Annotated in this window: 17 protein-coding genes; 13 read left to right on the forward strand and 4 right to left on the reverse strand. The window is 63.2% G+C overall.

The window, feature by feature from the left end; genetic code table 11:
- Positions 1-134 precede the first annotated feature (134 nt).
- The 4 genes from DZG07_RS04235 to DZG07_RS04250 all read left to right on the forward strand — a co-directional run bounded on the left by DZG07_RS04235 (position 135) and on the right by DZG07_RS04250 (position 4,536).
- On the forward strand, positions 135-1,307 hold the full coding sequence (locus tag DZG07_RS04235; RefSeq protein WP_091909087.1) for a divergent polysaccharide deacetylase family protein: 1,173 nt from the start codon (positions 135-137) through the stop codon (positions 1,305-1,307).
- 8 nt (positions 1,308-1,315) lie between these two features.
- Positions 1,316-1,837, forward strand: coding sequence for an RNA pyrophosphohydrolase (locus tag DZG07_RS04240; protein ID WP_119814548.1), 522 nt, complete (start codon positions 1,316-1,318; stop codon positions 1,835-1,837).
- 270 nt (positions 1,838-2,107) lie between these two features.
- Positions 2,108-3,241: an alanine racemase gene (alr, locus tag DZG07_RS04245; RefSeq protein WP_119814551.1), complete on the forward strand. Its 1,134-nt coding sequence runs from the start codon at positions 2,108-2,110 to the stop codon at positions 3,239-3,241.
- Positions 3,242-3,282: 41 nt separating this feature from the next.
- Positions 3,283-4,536, forward strand: a complete 1,254-nt coding sequence (locus DZG07_RS04250) for a D-amino acid dehydrogenase (protein WP_119814554.1) — start codon at positions 3,283-3,285, stop codon at positions 4,534-4,536.
- 6 nt (positions 4,537-4,542) lie between these two features.
- Here the strand turns inward: DZG07_RS04250 and DZG07_RS04255 are convergent, their stop codons facing one another.
- The 3 genes from DZG07_RS04255 to DZG07_RS04265 all read right to left on the reverse strand — a co-directional run bounded on the left by DZG07_RS04255 (position 4,543) and on the right by DZG07_RS04265 (position 6,467).
- Entirely contained in the window at positions 4,543-4,932 is a 390-nt protein-coding gene (locus tag DZG07_RS04255) for a VOC family protein (RefSeq protein WP_091909101.1), read from the reverse strand.
- Positions 4,881-5,522 carry a transcriptional regulator gene (locus DZG07_RS04260; protein WP_205557147.1) on the reverse strand — a complete coding sequence of 214 codons (642 nt, stop codon included), beginning with the start codon at positions 5,520-5,522 and terminating at the stop codon, positions 4,881-4,883. The genes DZG07_RS04255 and DZG07_RS04260 overlap by 52 nt, the downstream gene beginning before the upstream one ends.
- Positions 5,523-5,585: 63 nt before the next feature.
- Positions 5,586-6,467, reverse strand: coding sequence for a LysR family transcriptional regulator (locus DZG07_RS04265; protein WP_091909105.1), 882 nt, complete (start codon positions 6,465-6,467; stop codon positions 5,586-5,588).
- Between the two features lie 311 nt (positions 6,468-6,778).
- Between DZG07_RS04265 and DZG07_RS04270 the strand changes: the two genes are divergently transcribed.
- A complete protein-coding gene (locus tag DZG07_RS04270; RefSeq protein ID WP_119814557.1) occupies positions 6,779-8,275 on the forward strand; it encodes a CoA-acylating methylmalonate-semialdehyde dehydrogenase in 1,497 nt (498 codons plus the stop codon).
- 431 nt (positions 8,276-8,706) lie between these two features.
- Here the strand turns inward: DZG07_RS04270 and DZG07_RS04280 are convergent, their stop codons facing one another.
- Positions 8,707-9,378, reverse strand: coding sequence for a GntR family transcriptional regulator (locus DZG07_RS04280; RefSeq protein WP_119814562.1), 672 nt, complete (start codon positions 9,376-9,378; stop codon positions 8,707-8,709).
- Positions 9,379-9,487: 109 nt separating this feature from the next.
- On the opposite strand from DZG07_RS04280, the gene DZG07_RS04285 reads away from it, so the two are divergent.
- The 8 genes from DZG07_RS04285 (at position 9,488) to DZG07_RS04325 (ending at position 18,659) form a co-directional block, all read left to right on the forward strand.
- Positions 9,488-10,381: a dihydrodipicolinate synthase family protein gene (locus DZG07_RS04285; protein WP_119814565.1), complete on the forward strand. Its 894-nt coding sequence runs from the start codon at positions 9,488-9,490 to the stop codon at positions 10,379-10,381.
- Positions 10,382-10,459: 78 nt separating this feature from the next.
- A complete protein-coding gene (locus tag DZG07_RS04290; protein ID WP_119814568.1) occupies positions 10,460-11,779 on the forward strand; it encodes an FAD-binding oxidoreductase in 1,320 nt (439 codons plus the stop codon).
- A gap of 6 nt (positions 11,780-11,785) precedes the next feature.
- Positions 11,786-12,787 (forward strand): 4-hydroxyproline epimerase, encoded by a 1,002-nt coding sequence (locus tag DZG07_RS04295; RefSeq protein WP_119814571.1) that lies wholly within the window; start codon positions 11,786-11,788, stop codon positions 12,785-12,787.
- Positions 12,788-13,113: 326 nt separating this feature from the next.
- Positions 13,114-14,016: a branched-chain amino acid ABC transporter permease LivH gene (locus DZG07_RS04305; RefSeq protein ID WP_091909130.1), complete on the forward strand. Its 903-nt coding sequence runs from the start codon at positions 13,114-13,116 to the stop codon at positions 14,014-14,016.
- A gap of 4 nt (positions 14,017-14,020) precedes the next feature.
- The gene (livM, locus tag DZG07_RS04310) at positions 14,021-15,589 is read left to right on the forward strand and encodes a high-affinity branched-chain amino acid ABC transporter permease LivM (protein WP_091909132.1); all 1,569 of its coding nucleotides are present in this window, start codon (positions 14,021-14,023) and stop codon (positions 15,587-15,589) included.
- A gap of 17 nt (positions 15,590-15,606) precedes the next feature.
- A complete protein-coding gene (locus DZG07_RS04315) occupies positions 15,607-17,451 on the forward strand; it encodes an ATP-binding cassette domain-containing protein (RefSeq protein ID WP_162931545.1) in 1,845 nt (614 codons plus the stop codon).
- Positions 17,451-18,179, forward strand: a complete 729-nt coding sequence (locus tag DZG07_RS04320; protein WP_091909138.1) for an ABC transporter ATP-binding protein — start codon at positions 17,451-17,453, stop codon at positions 18,177-18,179. The genes DZG07_RS04315 and DZG07_RS04320 overlap by 1 nt, the downstream gene beginning before the upstream one ends.
- A 132-nt stretch (positions 18,180-18,311) precedes the next feature.
- Complete coding sequence (locus DZG07_RS04325) at positions 18,312-18,659, forward strand: DUF6867 family protein (protein ID WP_091909141.1); 348 nt, start codon at positions 18,312-18,314, stop codon at positions 18,657-18,659.
- Positions 18,660-18,765: the final 106 nt, after the last annotated feature.

Here is an 18,765-nt window from a genome sequence, read left to right on the forward strand (position 1 = left end):
GCGCGGCTTCACGCCGATATCGCCTGGAACGAAGCGAAAATCGAGTTTTCTCAGGCCGCACGCTCTTTAGTTGAGCGCCGGATTCTGCGACAACGGATGCCCGTTGTCCGGTCCGATTCTCTGGGGAATACGGCTTGTCCGATAAGGAAATCGATCGCCCGCTAGGTCAGGCCGCCGCAGCTACGCGCCGGTCGCCGCGCGGCTTTTCGCTGCGTGCCGGCCCGGTTGTTCTGGCGCTGGCGGCAATCGCGATCGTTGCGGGCTCCAGTTTGATCGCCTTTCGCGAACGGCCGTTCCGCAATCCGTCGCTGGTTGCCGTTTCGACGCCGCAGGTGACGGAGCCGGCAAAAACGGAGACGGCTGCCGGGCCTGCTCCGGCGCCCTCCGCCAACACGGCTGCCCAACCCGCTGACGGCCCATCCATCATCCATGTCGAACCGCCGGAAGGGACTTCGAATGGCGTCGTCGTCATCCGCGATCCTTCGGCGCTGGGCCAGAACCTGCGCGTTGCGCATCTGCCGGACAAGGCTCTGATCGAGCAGAGCGAAACCGGACCCCTGCCGATCCGCGGCGCAGACGGCAGGCGGCCATTCGATGTCTATGCACGGCCATGGTCCGGTGCGCGCGGTGCGCGCGTGGCGATCGTCATCGGCGGTCTCGGCCTGTCGCAGACCGGCACGCAGGAGGCGATCGGCAAGCTGCCGCCGGAAGTCACGCTGGCCTTCGCGCCGGCGGGCAACAGTATCGGCCGCTGGATGCAGGAGGGCCGCCGCAAGGGCCATGAGATCGTCATGCAGGTGGCGCTGGAGCCGTTCGATTATCCCAACGTCAATCCGGGCCGCAACACGCTGACGGTGGCAGCACCCGCCGCCGAGAATTTGAAGAACCTCCGCTGGACGCTGTCGCGCACGACCAATTACACCGGCGTGATGAACTATATGGGCGCGCGCTTTGCCGCCGATGCGGCAGCGATGGGGCCGGTCATGGCCGAACTCGGCAAGCGCGGCCTGCTTTATCTCGACGATGGCTCGACGGCGCGCAGCGTCGCGCCGGAATTGGCGCTGAAGAACCGCGTGCCGGTTGCCGTCGCCGATGCCATGATCGATGCGGTGCGCGACCGGGGCGAAATCCTCAAGAAACTCGACCAGCTCGAAAGCACGGCCCGCGCCAAGGGCTTTGCCATCGGCACGGGATCGGCCTTCGACATGACAGTCGATGCCGTCTCCTCCTGGGTCGAGGAAGCAAAACGGCGCGGCATCGAAATCGTGCCGATCTCGGCACTCGCCACCGACCCGGAACGGGGCTGAAGGACATCATGGCAAAGAACAAGAAGATCGATCCGGAATCGCTTCCCTATCGCCCCTGCGTCGGCATCATGGTGCTGAATGGCGACGGGCTGGTGTGGTCCGGCCATCGCATCGCCGAGCCGGACAGCGAGATGGCGGGCACCGACAAGCTCTGGCAGATGCCGCAGGGCGGCATCGACAAGGGCGAGGACCCGCTGCCGGCAGCCCTGCGCGAGCTCTATGAGGAAACCGGCATGCGCAGCGTCTCGCTGCTGGCGGAAGCGCCGCGCTGGATCAACTACGACCTGCCCGCCGACAAGCTCGGCATCGCCTTCAAGGGCAAGTATCGCGGCCAGACGCAAAAATGGTTCGCCTTCCGCTTCGAGGGCAACGAAAGCGAAATCGCCATCAACCCACCGCCGGGCGGGCATGAGGCCGAGTTCGACGACTGGGGGTGGAAGCCGATGACCGACCTGCCGGATCTTATCGTGCCCTTCAAGCGCAAGGTTTATGAGGAAGTCGTCGCGGCCTTCCGCCATCTGGCGCCGTGACATGCGCGCGCTGACGGCTTAGGCCTCCGCCGACATCTCCAATAAATTCCCCTCGCGCACGGCGTTTCGCCGTTGCCTGTTCCAACGTAAGCTGCGCTTTCGCTGCAGGCTGATGTTGCAGTGCAACCTTGTTTGCATTATGGGTGATTTACGCACGATCCTCGAAGAATTATTCATTTATTGAAAGGATTCTGCGTATATTTTTAGTATGGCGCAAGCAATCATCTAAATACGGTGATTTTGCGCTGAAATCTGAGGATTTCGAGCGGAATGGACCGGGACAACGCAAGAATATGCGAAACATCGCAGCCGAGCCTTGCGGAAGCGGGCGCGGTGCTGACGATCGACCTTTCCGCTTTGCGTGAAAACTACCGGCTGCTTAAGAGCCATCTCGGCGGCACGCGCTGCGCCGGCGTGGTCAAGGCCGATGCTTATGGGCTGGGTGCGTCCGAAGTGGCGAAGGCCTTGGCCGATGAGGGTTGCGACACCTTCTTCGTCGCGCATGCCGGCGAGGGACTGGCCCTGCGCGCCGCGCTTGGCGACGGTCCCGAAATCTACATCCTCAACGGCACACCGCCCGGCGCGGAAGCCGAAGCCGCTGCGGCTGATCTGATCACGATCGCCAACAGCCTCGAGCAGCTTGCCGCCTGGGCTGCCGCGGCAAAGGCGCTTGGCAGGAAGCTGCCGGTGGTGCTTCAGGTCGACAGCGGCATGTCGCGGCTCGGCATGATGCCGGAGGAAGTCGAGACACTGGCGCGGAATCCCGGCCTGCTGGATGACGTCGAGGTCAAGCTTGTGATGAGCCATCTCGCCTGCGCCGACGAGCCGGAGCATCCGGCCAATGCCGCGCAGAAGAAGGCTTTTGACCTCCTGCGTTCGCTGCTACCGGCAGCACCCGCTTCGCTGACCAATTCGTCGGGTATCTTTCTGGGGCCGGACTATCATTACGACCTCGCCCGGCCGGGTGCGGCGCTCTACGGCATCAACCCGACGCCGGGCAAGCCGAACCCGATGCGCGAGGTCATACGGCTTTCGGCAAAAGTCATCCAGACGCGCATGCTGGAGACGGATATCGGCGTCGGCTACGGCCACACCTTCCGCACCACTGGGCAGCTACGCGCCGCAACGATCTCGCTCGGCTATGCCGATGGCTGGCATCGCCGCACGGCGGCAGGTGCCTTCTTCAAGGGTGTCAGGCTGCCATTCGTCGGCCGCGTCTCGATGGACAGCATCATCATCGACATCTCGGCGCTGCCCGAAGGCGCGCTGAAGGCGGGCGATCTGGTTGAGATGATCGGCAGCCACCAGACCGTGGACGACGTCGCCGGCCATGCCGGCACCATCGGCTACGAGGTGCTGACCGGGCTAGGCCATCGTTTTCATCGGATTTACGAAGGCGGCTGAGGGGGCTCTCCCGCCGCAGGCAATTTTCAAGGGGTTCTACAATGAAGGTTCTTGTTCTGGGAAGCGGCGTGGTGGGTATCACCAGCGCGCATTATCTGGCGGAAGCCGGCCATGAGGTCGAGGTGGTGGACCGCCAGAGCGGTCCGGCGCTGGAAACCAGCTTTGCCAATGCCGGCGAAGTGTCGCCCGGCTATTCCTCGCCCTGGGCCGGTCCCGGCATCCCGGTCAAAGCGATCAAATGGCTGCTGATGCGCCACGGGCCGCTGGTCGTTCGCCCGAAATTCGATCCGGCGATGTGGTCGTGGCTTCTGAAGATGCTCGGCAACTGCACCTCGGCGCGCTACGCCGTCAACAAGGCGCGCATGGTGCCGATTGCCGAATACAGCCGCGACATGCTGAAGGCGCTGCGTGCCTCGACCGGCATTGCCTATGACGAGCGCAGCCAGGGCACGCTGCAGCTTTTCCGCACGCAGAAGCAGCTCGACGGCATCGGCGGCGACGTCGAGGTGCTGAAGCAATTCGGTGTGCCGTTCGAGGTGCTGGACCCCGCCGGCTGCATCGGTGCCGAGCCGGCGCTGGCCGCGGTGAAGGGCAAATTCGTCGGCGGCCTGCGGCTGCCGGGCGACGAGACGGGTGACTGCCAGATGTTCACCGAGCGTCTGGCAGCGCATTGCGCCGGGCGCGGCGTGAGCTTCCGCTTCGACACGAAGATCGAGAAGATCATCACCGAGGGCGGCCGGATCACCGGGGTTGCCACCAGCGCCGGCGTGCTTACGGCGGACGCCTATGTCGTGGCGCTGGGCAGCTATTCGCCGATCATCCTGAAGCCGCTCGGGCTTTCGGTGCCGGTCTATCCGGTGAAGGGCTATTCGATCACCGTGCCCATCACCAATGCCGACGGCGCGCCGGTCTCGACCGTCATGGACGAGACCTACAAGGTCGCGATCACGCGCCTCGGCGACCGCATCCGCGTCGGCGGAACGGCGGAAATCTCGGGCTACGACCTCAGCCTGCATCAGGCGCGGCGCGACACGCTGGAGCATTCGGTCTCCGATCTGTTCCCGAATGGCGGTGCGGTCAAGGAAGCGAGCTTCTGGTGCGGCCTGCGCCCGATGACGCCGGACGGCCCGCCGATCATCGGCAAGACGCGCTATGGCAATCTCTACCTCAACACCGGCCACGGCACGCTGGGCTGGACCATGTCCTGCGGCTCGGGCCGGGTGCTGGCGGACATAGTCTCCGGCAAGACGCCGGAGATCGATGCGGGCGCACTCAATCTCAGCCGCTACGGCTGAGGCAGGCTATTTCAGCGATCGCGGCAGCGTTTCCGACTGATACATCGAGACCGTGTGCCCGTCCGGGTCGGCTATCTCGGCCGACCATCCGCCGGGAGCGTGGCTGACGGGCGTGACGATGGTCGCGCCCTGGGCTGCAAGGCCGGCGACGACATCGTCGATGCCACCTTCGGCGAGTTCAAAGACGATGATCGGCGAATTGCCGGGCCGCGACTCCTGCTTGAAGAACAGGAGTTCGATGCCGTTCGCGGTACGCGCCAGCAGCCAGTCATTGCCGCTGCCATCGTCGCCCATATTGTCGACAGCGAGGCCGAGTACGTCGCGATAGAAGGTTTCGGTTCGCGCTATGTCCGAGACGTAGTAGCAGACGGCGCCGAGCTTGGATTTTCCGAACATTTTTCATCCCTTTGTTGTGGCTGGACGATCCTCTGTTGCCGCGGCCCGTTGTTTTGTGAGGCGAAGTTCATAATAAGAAGATGACCGTCCGGATCGTGGCTTCCCAGCGCAGCCTGATGACGATGCACCGGTCCCAATAGCGTGCGCCTGATTGTGCCATAAGACAGATACCCGGACAGGCCGGGCATTTCGTCGATGCGGCCAGTTCCACTCAGGCGCCATCGCCGTCTGATCTCGCATATGCGCTGCCGAAAGGCGGCCTCCGAGAGGCGCTGCATCCAGATGATTTCGGGTTTCGTGTGGCCGGTAAGCACAAGCAGGGCGGTCGTGCGCAGAGCCAGCGAAAGCGTGGCGAGGAAAGCCATCGGCAGCTCGCTGGGCTCGCTGGAGCCGGATGCGCCGTCCAGCCAACGGTCTTCCCTCTTGCGACGCCGGATCGCCGTGCGCGCGTCGAATGCGGCTCGCTTGCGCAGTGCGCCTTGCATCCAGCGGCGATTTTCCGGGCAGGCGAGATCCTGCCGGCCTGCCTCCACCGCCGCCAGAAGCACGGTCTGCAAAAGGTCTTCTGCCTCGTCGCTTTTGCGCGTCACGCGTCGTGCCTGACGCAGCAGTTCCAGATAAGGTCGTGACAGCATGACTGCTCCCCCAGTCCATCACACAAACAGCGCGCGTTCCGCTTCCACCGCCTTGGTGATGTAGCCGGCGACGGTCTGGATGCGGCGCAGCGGGCGAACGGATTCATGATAGACCAGCCAATAGGCGCGGCGGATCGGTTTTGCCGCCGGCACAGGCACCAGGTCGGGATGCGAGCGGGCGATGAAGGTGTGCAGCATGCCGATGCCTGCGCCCGCCCGCACCGCCTCCACCTGACCCAGGCTCGACGAGATCGAAAAGCCGGCGTTCCAGTCCGGGCTGAACTCGGCGGCATAGTCGAGCGAGGGGCTGACGACGAGGTCCGGCACATAGCCGACGAGGCGGTGGTTGGCGAGGTCGACCACCGTCTGCGGCAGGCCGTTTTCCTCGGCATAGGCGCGCGAGGCGAAAAGGCCGAGCGTGTAGTCGACCAGCTTGCCGGCGACGAGGCGGCCTTCGCTCGGCCGCTCGACGGTGATGGCGATGTCGGCCTCGCGCCGCGACAGCGAGAAGGAGCGCGGCACCGGCACCAGCTGGATTTTCAGGTCCCTGTGCATCGCCGTCAGGGCGCCGAGGCGCGATGCGAGGAAGGCAACGCCTATACCGTCCGGCGCGCCGATGCGCACGGTGCCCGACACCGCGTCGCCTTCGCCTGCAATCTCGGCACGCGCAGAGATCATGTCGGCTTCCATACGTTCGGCGACTTCCAGAAACCGCTCGCCGGCGGGCGTCAGCTCGCTGCCGGTGGTGAGGCGCCGGAACAGCTTTGTATTGAGCGCTTCCTCAAGGGCTGCGACGCGGCGCGATACGGTTGCGTGGTTGAGCTCCAGCCGGCGCGCCGCACCGAGGATCTGCCCGGCGCGCGCGACCGCGAGGAATATTCTGACGTCGTCCCAGTTCATGGTTCCTCCGTTATCCCTCCCCCTTGAGGGGAGGGTGGTGAGGGAAGCGAGCCGGGAGGGGTCGTCGGTGAAACACTCGGCCTATAGAAATGCCGAGCGCTACCTTGACCGACCCCACCCCGATCCGCTTCGCGGATCGACCCTCCCCTCGAGGGGGAGGGAGACGCCGCGCCCTCTTATTTGCATTAAATCATATTCAGCAGCGCTCTGTACTCTACTTTCTGCACAACGGTTGGTTTTCTGCTCGCGTTGCAAAGTGGGCCGCAAAGCAGGACAATGGCCTAAATCAACAATCCCCAGGGAGAGAGAGCATGGTCGATTACGGTCATTTCATCGGCGGCAAGCATGTCGCTGGCACCAGCGGGCGCAAGCAGGACGTGATGCAGCCGATGGACGGCACGGTGCGCGGCACGGTGGCGCTGGCATCTGCTGCCGAATTGCGTGCAGCCGTCGAAAACGCCAAGGCCGCCCAGGTCGGCTGGGCTGCGACCAACCCGCAGCGCCGCGTGCGCGTGCTGATGAAGTTCCTCGAACTGGCCAACCGCGAATATGACTCGCTTGCCGAACTTCTGGCCCGCGAGCATGGCAAGACCATCGCCGACGCCAAGGGCGACATCCAGCGCGGTCTCGAAGTGATCGAGGTCTGCATCGGCGCGCCGCATATGATGAAGGGCGAATTCACCGACAATGCCGGCACCGGCATCGACGTCTATTCGATGCGCCAGCCGCTCGGCGTTGTTGCCGGCATCACTCCGTTCAATTTCCCGGCGATGATCCCGCTGTGGAAGATCGGCCCGGCGCTCGCCTGCGGCAACGCCTTCATCCTGAAGCCTTCCGAGCGTGATCCGGGCGTGCCGCTGCGCATTGCCGAACTGTTCATCGAAGCCGGCCTGCCGGCGGGCGTGCTCAATGTCGTCAATGGCGACAAGACGGTGGTCGACGCGATCCTCGACGATCCCGACATCAAGGCCATCGGCTTCGTCGGCTCGACGCCGATCGCGCAGTACATCTATTCGCGCGGCTGTGCCAACGGCAAGCGCGTGCAGTGCTTCGGCGGCGCCAAGAACCACATGATCATCATGCCCGACGCCGACATGGACCAGACCGTCGACGCGCTGATCGGCGCCGGCTACGGCTCGGCCGGCGAGCGCTGCATGGCGATTTCGGTGGCTGTGCCGGTCGGTGAGGATACCGCCAACCGCCTGATGGAAAAGCTGGTCCCGCGCGTCGAAAGCCTGAAGGTCGGCCCTTCGACCGACTCCTCGGCCGATTTCGGTCCTGTCGTGACCGCCCAGGCGCTGGAGCGCATCAAGGATTACGTCGACATCGGCGTCAAGGAAGGCGCCAAGCTCGTCGTCGACGGCCGCGGCTTCAAGATGCAGGGCTACGAGAACGGCTACTATATGGGCGGCTGCCTGTTCGACAATGTCACCGCCGACATGCGCATCTACAAAGAAGAAATCTTCGGGCCGGTGCTCTCGGTCGTGCGTGCGCCGAACTACGAAAACGCCATCAAGCTCGCCAACGACCATGAAATGGGCAACGGCGTCGCCATCTTCACCCGCGACGGCGATGCAGCGCGCGATTTCGCATCCCGCGTGCAGGTCGGCATGGTCGGCGTGAACGTGCCGATCCCGGTGCCGATCGCCTATTACACCTTCGGCGGCTGGAAGGCCTCGTCCTTCGGCGACCTCAACCAGCACGGCCCGGACGCCTTCCGCTTCTACACCAAGACCAAGACGGTAACCTCGCGCTGGCCGTCGGGCGTCAAGGATGGGGCTGAGTTCGTCATTCCGACGATGAACTGAGAGGCCGCTCGCTAACTCTACCCTGCCGGTTATCTGAGGCAGTTTTCTGCGCTTCCGGTGCTCACGTACTTAAATGTACGCTCCGCTCCGGTTCTCGAAAACCACCCCATATGACTCGGCAGGGCGAGTTATCAAGCAGCCTCTGGACCTGCGATGAACTGATCGAAAAGAGCGCGGCATCGTCCGCGCTCTTTTCGTTTGTGGGGGAGCGCGGCGTTGGCGATTGGCGGTTCCTCGCCCCTACGAAGTGGGGGAGAGGTGGCTCGGGCGAAGCCCGAGACGGAGAGGGGGTCTTGTTGATCTCGGCAGCCCCGATATGATCGACGCCCCTCCGCCAGCCTACCGCACTTCACCTTCCCCCTCTCCGGTTTGCTGCGCAAACCACCTCTCCCCCGCAAGAGCGGGGGCGAGGAACCGCAGCTTCGGCGGAATCACCGCATCGCGGCGGCCTGCGCGTGGAGGCGCAGCAGGGCCATCAGGCGGTCGGCTTCGATGCCGGCGGCTTCCTCGTCGCGCTCGAGGATGGCGCGGATGAGCGAGACGTGGTTGCCGGCGGCCTCGGCGAGGCCCGTGCCGCTTTGGAAGCGGAACCAGAAGCGGCGGCTATGCGTCTGCAGCGGCGCGACGAGCTGGGCGGCAAAGCGATTGTCGGCGGCGAGCGCCATGGCTTCGTCGAGCGATTTGTCGGCTTCGAGATAGCCGATCACGTCGTTGGTGAGGACCGCATCGTGCATGGCCATCGCCGTCTCCTGGAAACGGCTGGACATTTCAGCGGTGGCGAAGCGTGCCGCGGAGCGGGCCAGAATCACTTCGACGCCACGGCGTGCATCGAGCACGCGCAGCCAGTCACCCGCATGCAGCGGTGCGATCTCGAGGCCGGCGCGCGGGCGCACCGAAACCAGCCCTTCCCACGCCAGGCGCTGGATCGCCTCGCGGACGGGCGTTCGCCCGAGCGACAATTTTTCGATGAGCGCCTTTTCGGTGGTGACGCTGCCGGGCGCCAGTTCGAGCGTGACGATCATTTTTTCGAGCACGCGATAGGCTTTCGCGCTGGCGGATTCGGCTGTGTCCGCACGTTCCAGCTTGCTGTCGACGGTATTCAAGGCTGCTCATTCCGGTTAACATATTTTTTGATATATCAGGCTGCAAAGCCAATTGACAGAAGGAATTCATTACTGATATATCTGTGGTATATCAGATGGAGCGACCGATATGTGGACCGGAGTTTTCCCCGCCGTAACGACGAAATTCACCGAGGACGACCGCCTCGACCATGCCGAGATGGAGCGCTGTTTTGCGCTGCAGATGGAGGCGGGTTGCGACGGCATCATCGTCGCCGGCTCGCTGGGCGAGGGGCCGATGCTGTCGGTCGAGGAAAAGCTTTCGGTGCTGAAGACGGCGCAGGGCGTGGCCAACGGCAAGCCGGTGCTTCTGACCATCAACGAGGCCGGCACACGCGAAGGTGCGGCCATTGCCAAGCAGGCAGCGGCGGCCGGTGCCGACGGCCTGATGATCGTGCCGAGCCCGATCTACCACACCAACCCGCAGGAAACGGTCGCCACGCTGAAGGCGATGGCCGCCGGCGGCGGGCTGCCGGTAATGATCTATTCCAACCGCGTCGCCTACCGCGTCGACGTCACCATCGAGGTGATGGAGGAACTGGCGTCCGATCCGCTGTTCGTGGCGGTCAAGGAATCGTCCGACGACATCCGCCGCTCAACCGAGATCATCAACCGCTTCGGCGACCGCTTCGACCTGTTCACCGGCGTCGACAACCTGGCCTTCGAGGCGCTCAGCGTTGGTGCCATCGGATGGGTTGCCGGGCTGGTCACGGCCTTCCCGCGCGAGACGGTTGCGATCTACCAGCTCATGAAGCAGGATCGCCGCGATGAGGCGCTCGCCATCTATCGCTGGTTCCGTCCGCTGCTCGACCTCGACGTTTCGACCTATCTGGTCCAGAACATCAAGCTTGCCGAGGTTCACGCGATCGGCACAAATGACCGCGTGCGCATGCCGCGCCAGCCGCTTTCGGGCGAACGCCGCAAGGCCGTCGAGAAGATCATCAAGGATGCACTTGCAGTCAGGCCGGTATTGCCGAAGTTTTGAGACAGGCATTGCGGCGGGCTTTCTTCTCCCCGTTTACGGGGAGAAGATGGCGGCAGCCAGATGAGGGGCGGAGCAGGCATGGCAGGAGTTCCCAAGTCCGGTGAAGAGGGGCGCGGCCCCTCATCCGCCCTTCGGGCACCTTCTCCCCGTGAACGGGGAGAAGGAAGCGAAGTAGCCATCATCGGTGCCGGCATCGTCGGCATCTGCGCTGCGGCCCATCTCGCTGAGGCCGGGCTCAAGGTGACGGTGTTTGACCGCACCGGCATCTGCGAGGAAACGAGTTCCGGCAATGCTGCAGCACTCGCTTTTTCCGACGTGCTGCCACTGGCGCATAAGGGCATGCTGGCGCAGGTGCCGAAATGGCTTCTCGATCCGCTCGGGCCGCTCGCCATTCCGCCGGCCTATTTCCCCAAGCTTATGCCCTGGCTCTATCGCTTCTGGCGCGCCGGCGCGGCCGGAAACTATGAAGGCGGGCTGGTCGCGCAGGCCAGCCTGATGAAGCTCGCCGAGACTGCATGGGGCGGGCTGATGCAGCGCTCCGGCACGAAATCCATGCTGCGCGAGGACGGCTCGCTGGAGCTCTATGAGAGCGAGCAGGAATTTCGCGATTCGCTACCCGGCTGGACTGCGCGCGACCGTTTCGGCATCGGCTATCGCCATCTGGAAAAGGACGAACTCGCCGCCTATCAGCCCGGCCTGTCGCCGGATCTGGTACGCGGCACTTTCGTGCCGGGCTGGAAGACAGTTTCGGATCCGAAACTGCTCGGCAAGGCGATCTGGCGCTATGCCGAAAAGCTTGGCGCGAAGTTCGTGCAGGGCGACGTCGCGCTCGCCGTGCCTTCGCATGACAGGATCGCGATACAGCTGAAGCAGGGCCGCACGATCCTTGCGGACAAAGTTGTCATTGCTGCGGGCGCGTGGTCGCATCTTCTGGCGCGGCAGTTCGGTGACCGCATCCCGCTTGAAACCGAGCGCGGCTACAACACGACGCTGCCGGCAACCGCCTTCGACCTGAAGCGCCAGCTCATATTCTCGCATCAGGGTTTCGTCGTCACACCGCTGGAAACCGGCATTCGCGTCGGCGGTGCGGTCGAGCTTGGCGGGCTCAATCGTCCGCCGAATTTCGCGCGTTCCAAGGCGATGATGAAGAAGGCGCAAAAGTTCATGCCGGGGCTCGATCCGTCGGGCGGGCGCGAATGGATGGGCTATCGCCCGTCACTGCCGGATTCGCTGCCGGTCATCGGCCGCGCCAGAGGCCGCGACAATGTCTTCTACGCCTTCGGCCACGGCCATCTTGGCCTGACGCAATCGGCAGCCACTGGCGCCTTGATCCGCGACCTCGTTCTGCGGCAGGCTCCGGAAATCGACCTGTCACCTTTTTCCGCTCAACGCTTCTGAGGCATCATGGCTCGGCATTCCTTCTTCTGCATCGACGGTCACACCTGCGGCAATCCGGTCCGGCTCGTCGCCGGGGGCGGGCCGCAGCTTCAGGGCTCGACCATGATGGAGCGGCGCGCGCATTTCCTGGCCGAATATGACTGGATCCGCACCGGGCTGATGTTCGAGCCGCGCGGCCATGATGTCATGTCCGGCTCGATCCTCTATCCGCCGACGCGCGAGGATTGCGACGTCGCCATCCTGTTCATCGAGACGTCGGGCTGCCTGCCGATGTGCGGCCACGGCACCATCGGCACGGTGACGATGGCGATCGAGCATGGGCTGGTGAAGCCGAAAACGCCGGGCACATTGCGCCTCGATACGCCGGCCGGGCTGGTGATTGCCGAATACAAACAGGTCGGCGAATATGTCGAGGAAGTGCGCATCACCAACGTCCCGTCCTTCCTCTATGCGGAGGGGCTGACGGTGGAGTGCCCGGTGCTTGGCGAGATCAAGGTCGATGTCGCCTATGGCGGTAATTTCTACGCCATCGTCGAGCCGCAGGACAATTACCGCGAAATGGCCGATCATTCGGCCGGCGACCTGATCGCATGGAGCCCTGTGGTGCGGCAGCGGCTGAACGAGAAATACACCTTCGTGCATCCGGAAAATCCCGGCATCAACCGGCTGTCGCACATGCTGTGGACCGGCGCGCCGAAACACGAGGAAGCGGATGCGCGCAATGCCGTCTTCTACGGTGACAAGGCGATAGACCGCTCGCCTTGCGGCACCGGCACCTCGGCGCGCATGGCGCAGCTTCACGCCAAGGGCAGGCTGAAGACCGGCGACGACTTCATCCATGAATCGATCATCGGCTCCCTGTTCAAGGGCCGGGTCGAAAGCGAAACGAAAGTGGCGGGAAAGACCGCCATCATTCCATCCATCGGCGGGTGGGCGCGGATGACGGGATTGAATACAATCTTCATCGATGATCGCGATCCCTTCGCGCATGGCTTCGTCGTCACATGAAGGGGCGCGCGGCACGCACGGGTTGCCGAAACAATGCTGCCGCGCTTGCTGCAACAATTCGTCGTGATTTGCCTATTGCGCGCATGATTGTACGATAGAATGGAAAAGGCATCACAAATTCAGCAAGGACATTGCGTTATGCCAATGATAGCTTCCGAGTAGTCCAGCAAGCCAGGATCAAAAACAAGCAGCTGGACGCATGCCTGAAATCTTTCCACCCGATCGCGAAAATTGACATTGCAATCCGGGTTCGAAACTTTAGGACTAGGGGAAATACGAAAAGGAATGCGACCCAAAAGGCGACATTCCAGGGGAGCCGCAGCTAGATGCAATATTTTATCCAGCAGCTTATCAACGGGCTGACGCTGGGATCGATCTATGGGCTGATCGCAATCGGCTACACGATGGTCTACGGCATCATCGGCATGATCAACTTCGCCCACGGCGATATCTTCATGGTCGGCGCGTTCACCGCGCTCATCGTCTTCCTCATCCTGGTCGGGCTGTTCTATTCGGTGCCGGTGGTCGTGGCGCTGCTGATCATGATGATCGTGGCGATGCTGCTCACCAGCCTTTACAACTGGACGATCGAAAAGGTCGCCTACAGGCCCTTGCGCGGCTCCTTCCGGCTCGCACCGCTGATCACTGCCATCGGCATGTCGATCGCGCTGTCGAACTTCGTGCAGGTCACGCAGGGGCCGCGCAACAAGCCGATCCCGCCGATGGTCAGCCAAGTCTACACGATCGAGGGCATCAGCGTGTCGCTGAAGCAGATCATCATCGTGGTGGTGACCGCGGCCCTGCTGGCGATCTTCTGGTATCTGGTCAACAAGACTTCGCTGGGCCGCGCGCAGCGAGCCTGCGAGCAGGACCGCAAGATGGCAGCGCTCCTCGGCATCGACGTCGACCGGACCATCTCCATCACCTTCATCATGGGCGCCTGCCTTGCGGCTGTCGCGGGCACGCTGTTCCTGATGTATTACGGCGTCGTGGTCTTCTCCGATGGCTTCGTGCCCGGGGTGAAAGCCTTCACCGCAGCCGTTCTCGGCGGCATCGGCTCCATACCGGGCGCCGTGCTTGGCGGGCTGATGATCGGCTTCATCGAATCGATGTGGTCGGCCTATTTCTCCATCGACTACAAGGACGTGGCGGCCTTCTCCATCCTGGCGATCGTGCTGATCTTCCTGCCATCCGGCATTCTTGGCCGGCCAGAAGTGGAAAAGGTCTGACATCATGGTTCAAACCGTCTCCACCAGCCGGGAAGAGGTGGCAAACCCCTTCCCGCAGGCTATCCGTGAAGCGCTCTATGCCGGCGCGATCTCCTTTGGCCTGTTCGTACTGTTCATCGGCCTCAAGAGCGACCAGAACATCCGCAACGAGCTGATCCTGGTCCAGCGCTGGGGCCTGCTCGCCGTCGTCGTGGCGCTCGTCATGATCGGGCGCTTCGTCACCGTCGCCTATATCCGCCCGTTCGTAGCGAACCAAAAGATCGCCAACATCGCGACCGGCCTGTTTCCCGACAGCGCTGCGACACGCTTCTTCAGGCTGCCCTATTTCATCGCAGCTGTCGTCATTGCCGTCCTTCTGCTGCTCTTCAGCGGCACGCTGGCAGGCTCTCTCAGCCCGCAGTCGGCCGCCTATGTCGGTCTGCTGCGCGGCCTTGCGATCATCTATGCGCTGGCGTCGGTGCTGTTCTATTTCCGCAGCTTCATCCTGGCCCATTTTTCGCTGCTGTCGGTCATCCTCCTGGTGCTTTACCCGGTCGCCATGGTGCTTATGTTCGGCTTCCAGGGTTCGCTCAAATGGGTGGACAATTTCGGCATCCAGATCCTGATCTATGTGATGCTGGCATGGGGCCTCAACATCGTCGTCGGCCTCGCCGGCCTGCTCGATCTTGGTTACGTCGCTTTCTATGCGGTCGGTGCCTATTCCTACGCGCTGCTCGGCACGCATTTCGGCTGGTCGTTCTGGATATTGCTGCCCGCAGCCGGCCTGATGGCCGCTTTCTGGGGCGTCATCCTCGGCTTTCCGGTGCTACGCCTGCGCGGCGACTATCTGGCGATCGTCACACTGGCCTTCGGCGAGATCATCCGCCTCGTGCTGATCAACTGGCGTGAAGTTACCAACGGGTCGGCCGGCATCTCCGGCATTCCCAAGGTCAGCTTCTTCGGCCTGTTCTCGTTCAACGTCAGCGATCCGAATTACATCGCCAAGGTCTTCAACATCGCCCAGTCCGGCGCCTACTATAAGATCTTCCTCTATTACCTGATCCTGGCGCTGGCGCTGCTCACGGCATTCGTCACCATCAGGCTGCGGCGCATGCCGGTCGGTCGTGCATGGGAAGCGCTGCGCGAAGACGAGATCGCCTGCCGCTCGCTCGGCATCAACACCACCACCACCAAGCTCACCGCCTTTGCCACCGGCGCGATGTTCGGCGGCTTTGCCGGCTCGTTCTTCGCGGCGCGGCAAGGCTTCGTCAGCCCGGAATCCTTCGTGTTCCTGGAATCGGCGATCATCCTTGCCATCGTCGTCCTTGGCGGCATGGGCTCGCTTACCGGCATCGCCATCGCGGCGCTGGTGATGATCGGCGGCACCGAGATCCTGCGCGAGATGCAGTTCCTGAAGGCGATCTTCGGCGACGGCTTCACGCCGGAACTCTACCGCATGCTGCTGTTCGGCTGCGCCATGGTGATCGTCATGCTGTGGAAGCCGCGCGGCTTCGTCGGCAGCCGGGAACCCACCGCATTCCTGCATGAACGAAAATCCGTTTCAGCGTCCTTCACCAAGGAAGGGCACGGCTGATGGCTACGGGAACAGACATGAGCAAACCGATCCTTTCGGTCGAGCATCTTTCGATGAAGTTCGGCGGGCTGGTCGCCATCGGCGACCTGTCCTTCGAGGCCAAGCGCGGCGAGATCACCGCGCTGATCGGGCCGAACGGTGCGGGCAAGACCACGGTGTTCAACTGCATCACCGGCTTTTACAAGCCGTCGGAAGGCATGATCCGGCTTAGCGGGCATGACGGCAAGGAGTTCCTGCTGGAGCGCATGCCGGATTTCCGCATCACGGCGCAGGCCAAGGTGGCGCGCACCTTCCAGAACATCCGCCTGTTTTCGGGCATGACGCTGCTGGAAAACCTGCTCGTCGCCCAGCATAACAAGCTGATGCGGGCCTCGGGCTACACGGTGCTCGGCCTGCTCGGCATCGGCGGCTACCGCAAGGCTTCGGCCGAATCCGTCGACCTGGCGAAGTTCTGGCTCGAAAAGGCCGACCTGATCGACCGCGCCGACGATCCGGCCGGCGATCTGCCCTACGGCGCGCAGCGGCGCCTGGAGATTGCACGCGCCATGTGCACCGGGCCTGAGCTCCTGTGCCTGGATGAGCCTGCAGCCGGTCTCAATCCCAAGGAATCGCTGGCGCTGAATGCGCTGCTCAATGACATCAAGGACAATACCGGCACCTCGATCCTTCTGATCGAGCACGACATGTCGGTGGTCATGCAGATTTCCGACCATGTCGTGGTTCTGGAGTATGGCCGCAAGATTTCCGACGGCAATCCGGAGTCGGTCCGCAACGACCCGCGCGTCATCGCCGCCTATCTCGGCGTCGATGACGAGGAGGTCGAGGACGTCCTGATAGCGGTCGGCGACGATCACGTCATCGAGCAGCTGGATGTCGGTCCGGACTCGGCGCATGGCCCCGGCTCGTCCTCTTCCATGCTCGCCGGGCCGGTAAGCGACACGATCGGCCACAGCGAAGGCGAGCGCGTCACGGTGGCTGACGGCGCGTCGAAGGCTTCGCAGGTCGATGCCCGGGCAGCCAGAGCCGCATCTGCGCCCGCCGCGTCGGCCGCTGTGCCGGCAGCGGCGCCGAAGGCTGCTCCGGCCAAGCCGGCTGCCAAAAAGCCTGCTGCGAAGCCGGTTGAGGCAAAACCTGCTTCCGCTGTGGTAAAGGCAAAGCCCGAAGCAAAGGCAGCAACGCCGAAAGCTGCTGCGGTATCTGGTGCGGCGGCGAAACCGGCAAAGCCCACTGCTTCACCCAAGCCGGTGGCGGCAGCGAAACCTGCTACGACGGCGAAAGCTACACCGAAGCCGGCAGCTGCTTCCGCTGGCAAAGCCTCGGCCAAGAGCGCCGCTCCCGCCAAGGCACCAGCCAAGCCTGCGGCCAAGGCTGTTGCACCGGCCAAGGCAGCGCCTAAACCTGCGGCCAAGGCCGTTGCTCCAGCCAAGGCCGTCACCAGCAAGCCCGTGAAGGCTGCGCCCAAGCCGGCCAGCGCGAAGCCAGCTGCGAAAGCTCCGGCTGCGCCCAAGGCTGCCGGTGTTTCCAACCGGCTCGCAGCGCCACGCGGCAACAGGGCCGACAATCTGACCCGCATCAAGGGCATCGGCCTCGTCAACGAGAAGAAGCTCAACGAGCACGGCATCTTCCATTTCGACCAGATCGCGGCGTGGAAGAAGGCGGATGTGGTTGCGGCGGAAGCCTATCTCGCTTTCGACGGGCGCATAGCGCGTGAGGAATGGGTGAAGCAGGCAGCGTTGCTCGACAAGGGCAAGGAGACCGAGTTCTCGAAGCGCGTCGACGCCGGCAAGGTCGCGACCAGTCATCCTTCGCAGAAGCCCAAAAGTGCCGCGCCGAAAGCGGCCAAGAGCGGGGAGCGTAAATAATGACCGGCAAGACCCTGCTCAAGGTCGAAGGCGTCGAGACCTATTACGGCAATATCCGCGCGCTCAACGGCGTCAACGTGTCGGTCAATGAGGGCGAGATCGTTGCCCTGATCGGCGCCAACGGCGCCGGCAAGTCGACGCTGATGATGACCATCTTCGGTTCGCCGCGTGCGCGCGCCGGCAAGATCACGTTTGCCGGAACCGACATCACCGAAATGCCGACGCATGAGATCGCGCGGCTGAGGATTGCGCAGTCGCCGGAAGGACGCCGCATCTTTCCGCGCATGACGGTGCTGGAAAATCTTCAGATGGGCGCGAGCCTCGACAATCTGAAGCACTACGACGAGGACGCCGAAAAGGTGTTCACGCTGTTTCCGCGCCTCAAGGAACGCATCGGCCAGCGCGGTGGCACGCTGTCGGGCGGCGAGCAGCAGATGCTGTCGATCGCGCGTGCGCTGATGGCGCGACCGAAGCTGCTGCTTCTGGACGAGCCGTCGCTGGGTCTGGCGCCGCTGATCGTCAAGCAGATCTTCGACGCCATCCGCGTGCTCAACAAGACGCAGGGGCTGACGGTGTTCCTGGTCGAGCAGAATGCGTTCGGCGCGCTGAAGCTGGCTACGCGCGGCTATGTGATGGTCAACGGCAATGTGACGATGAGCGGCACGGGCAAGGAACTGCTCGCCAATCCGGAAGTGCGCGCGGCCTATCTGGAAGGCGGGCGTCATTAGACCATGGTCCCGAAAAGTGGAAACCGGTTGTCGGACAAGATCATGGTCAAGAAGAGTGTCGGCGCGATGACGGTTTCGGCGCGGTGAAGAAAAGGAGACGGACCTTTCAAGGTCTGTCCGGAGGGAAGCAAAATGCAGGGCATTCTTTATGAAGAACCCTCGATATGGCAGTTCTTCTTCGTCACCTGCCTGCTTGGCGGGTGGGCGGCCTGGATGACGGGGCGCGCCTGCGCGCAGACCTGGCGCAACTACGTGGCGCTGGTGTTTTATCTGCTGCTGCTCGGCATCGCGATCCGCTTCATCCATCATGCGCTGTTCAACGGCACGATGTTTTCGCTGCAATACTACATCGTCGACACGATCATCCTTCTGGTCCTGGGATCGATCGGCTTTCGATACACGCGCACCAACCAGATGGTGACGCAATATAATTGGCTCTACGAGAGAGCTTCACTGTTGAGCTGGAAGCCGAAAGGTTGACGTTCATGATTAACGCCGCGTCCTCGTGAAACGGCGTGACAACGGCCGGAAAATCGGCAAACTCATCTTTCTGCGATAGGGTGGGCATCGCATGAAAGCATCATCC

Origin of the sequence: Mesorhizobium sp. DCY119, assembly GCF_003590645.1 — a bacterium.
Classification (GTDB): Bacteria; Pseudomonadota; Alphaproteobacteria; order Rhizobiales; family Rhizobiaceae; genus Mesorhizobium_M.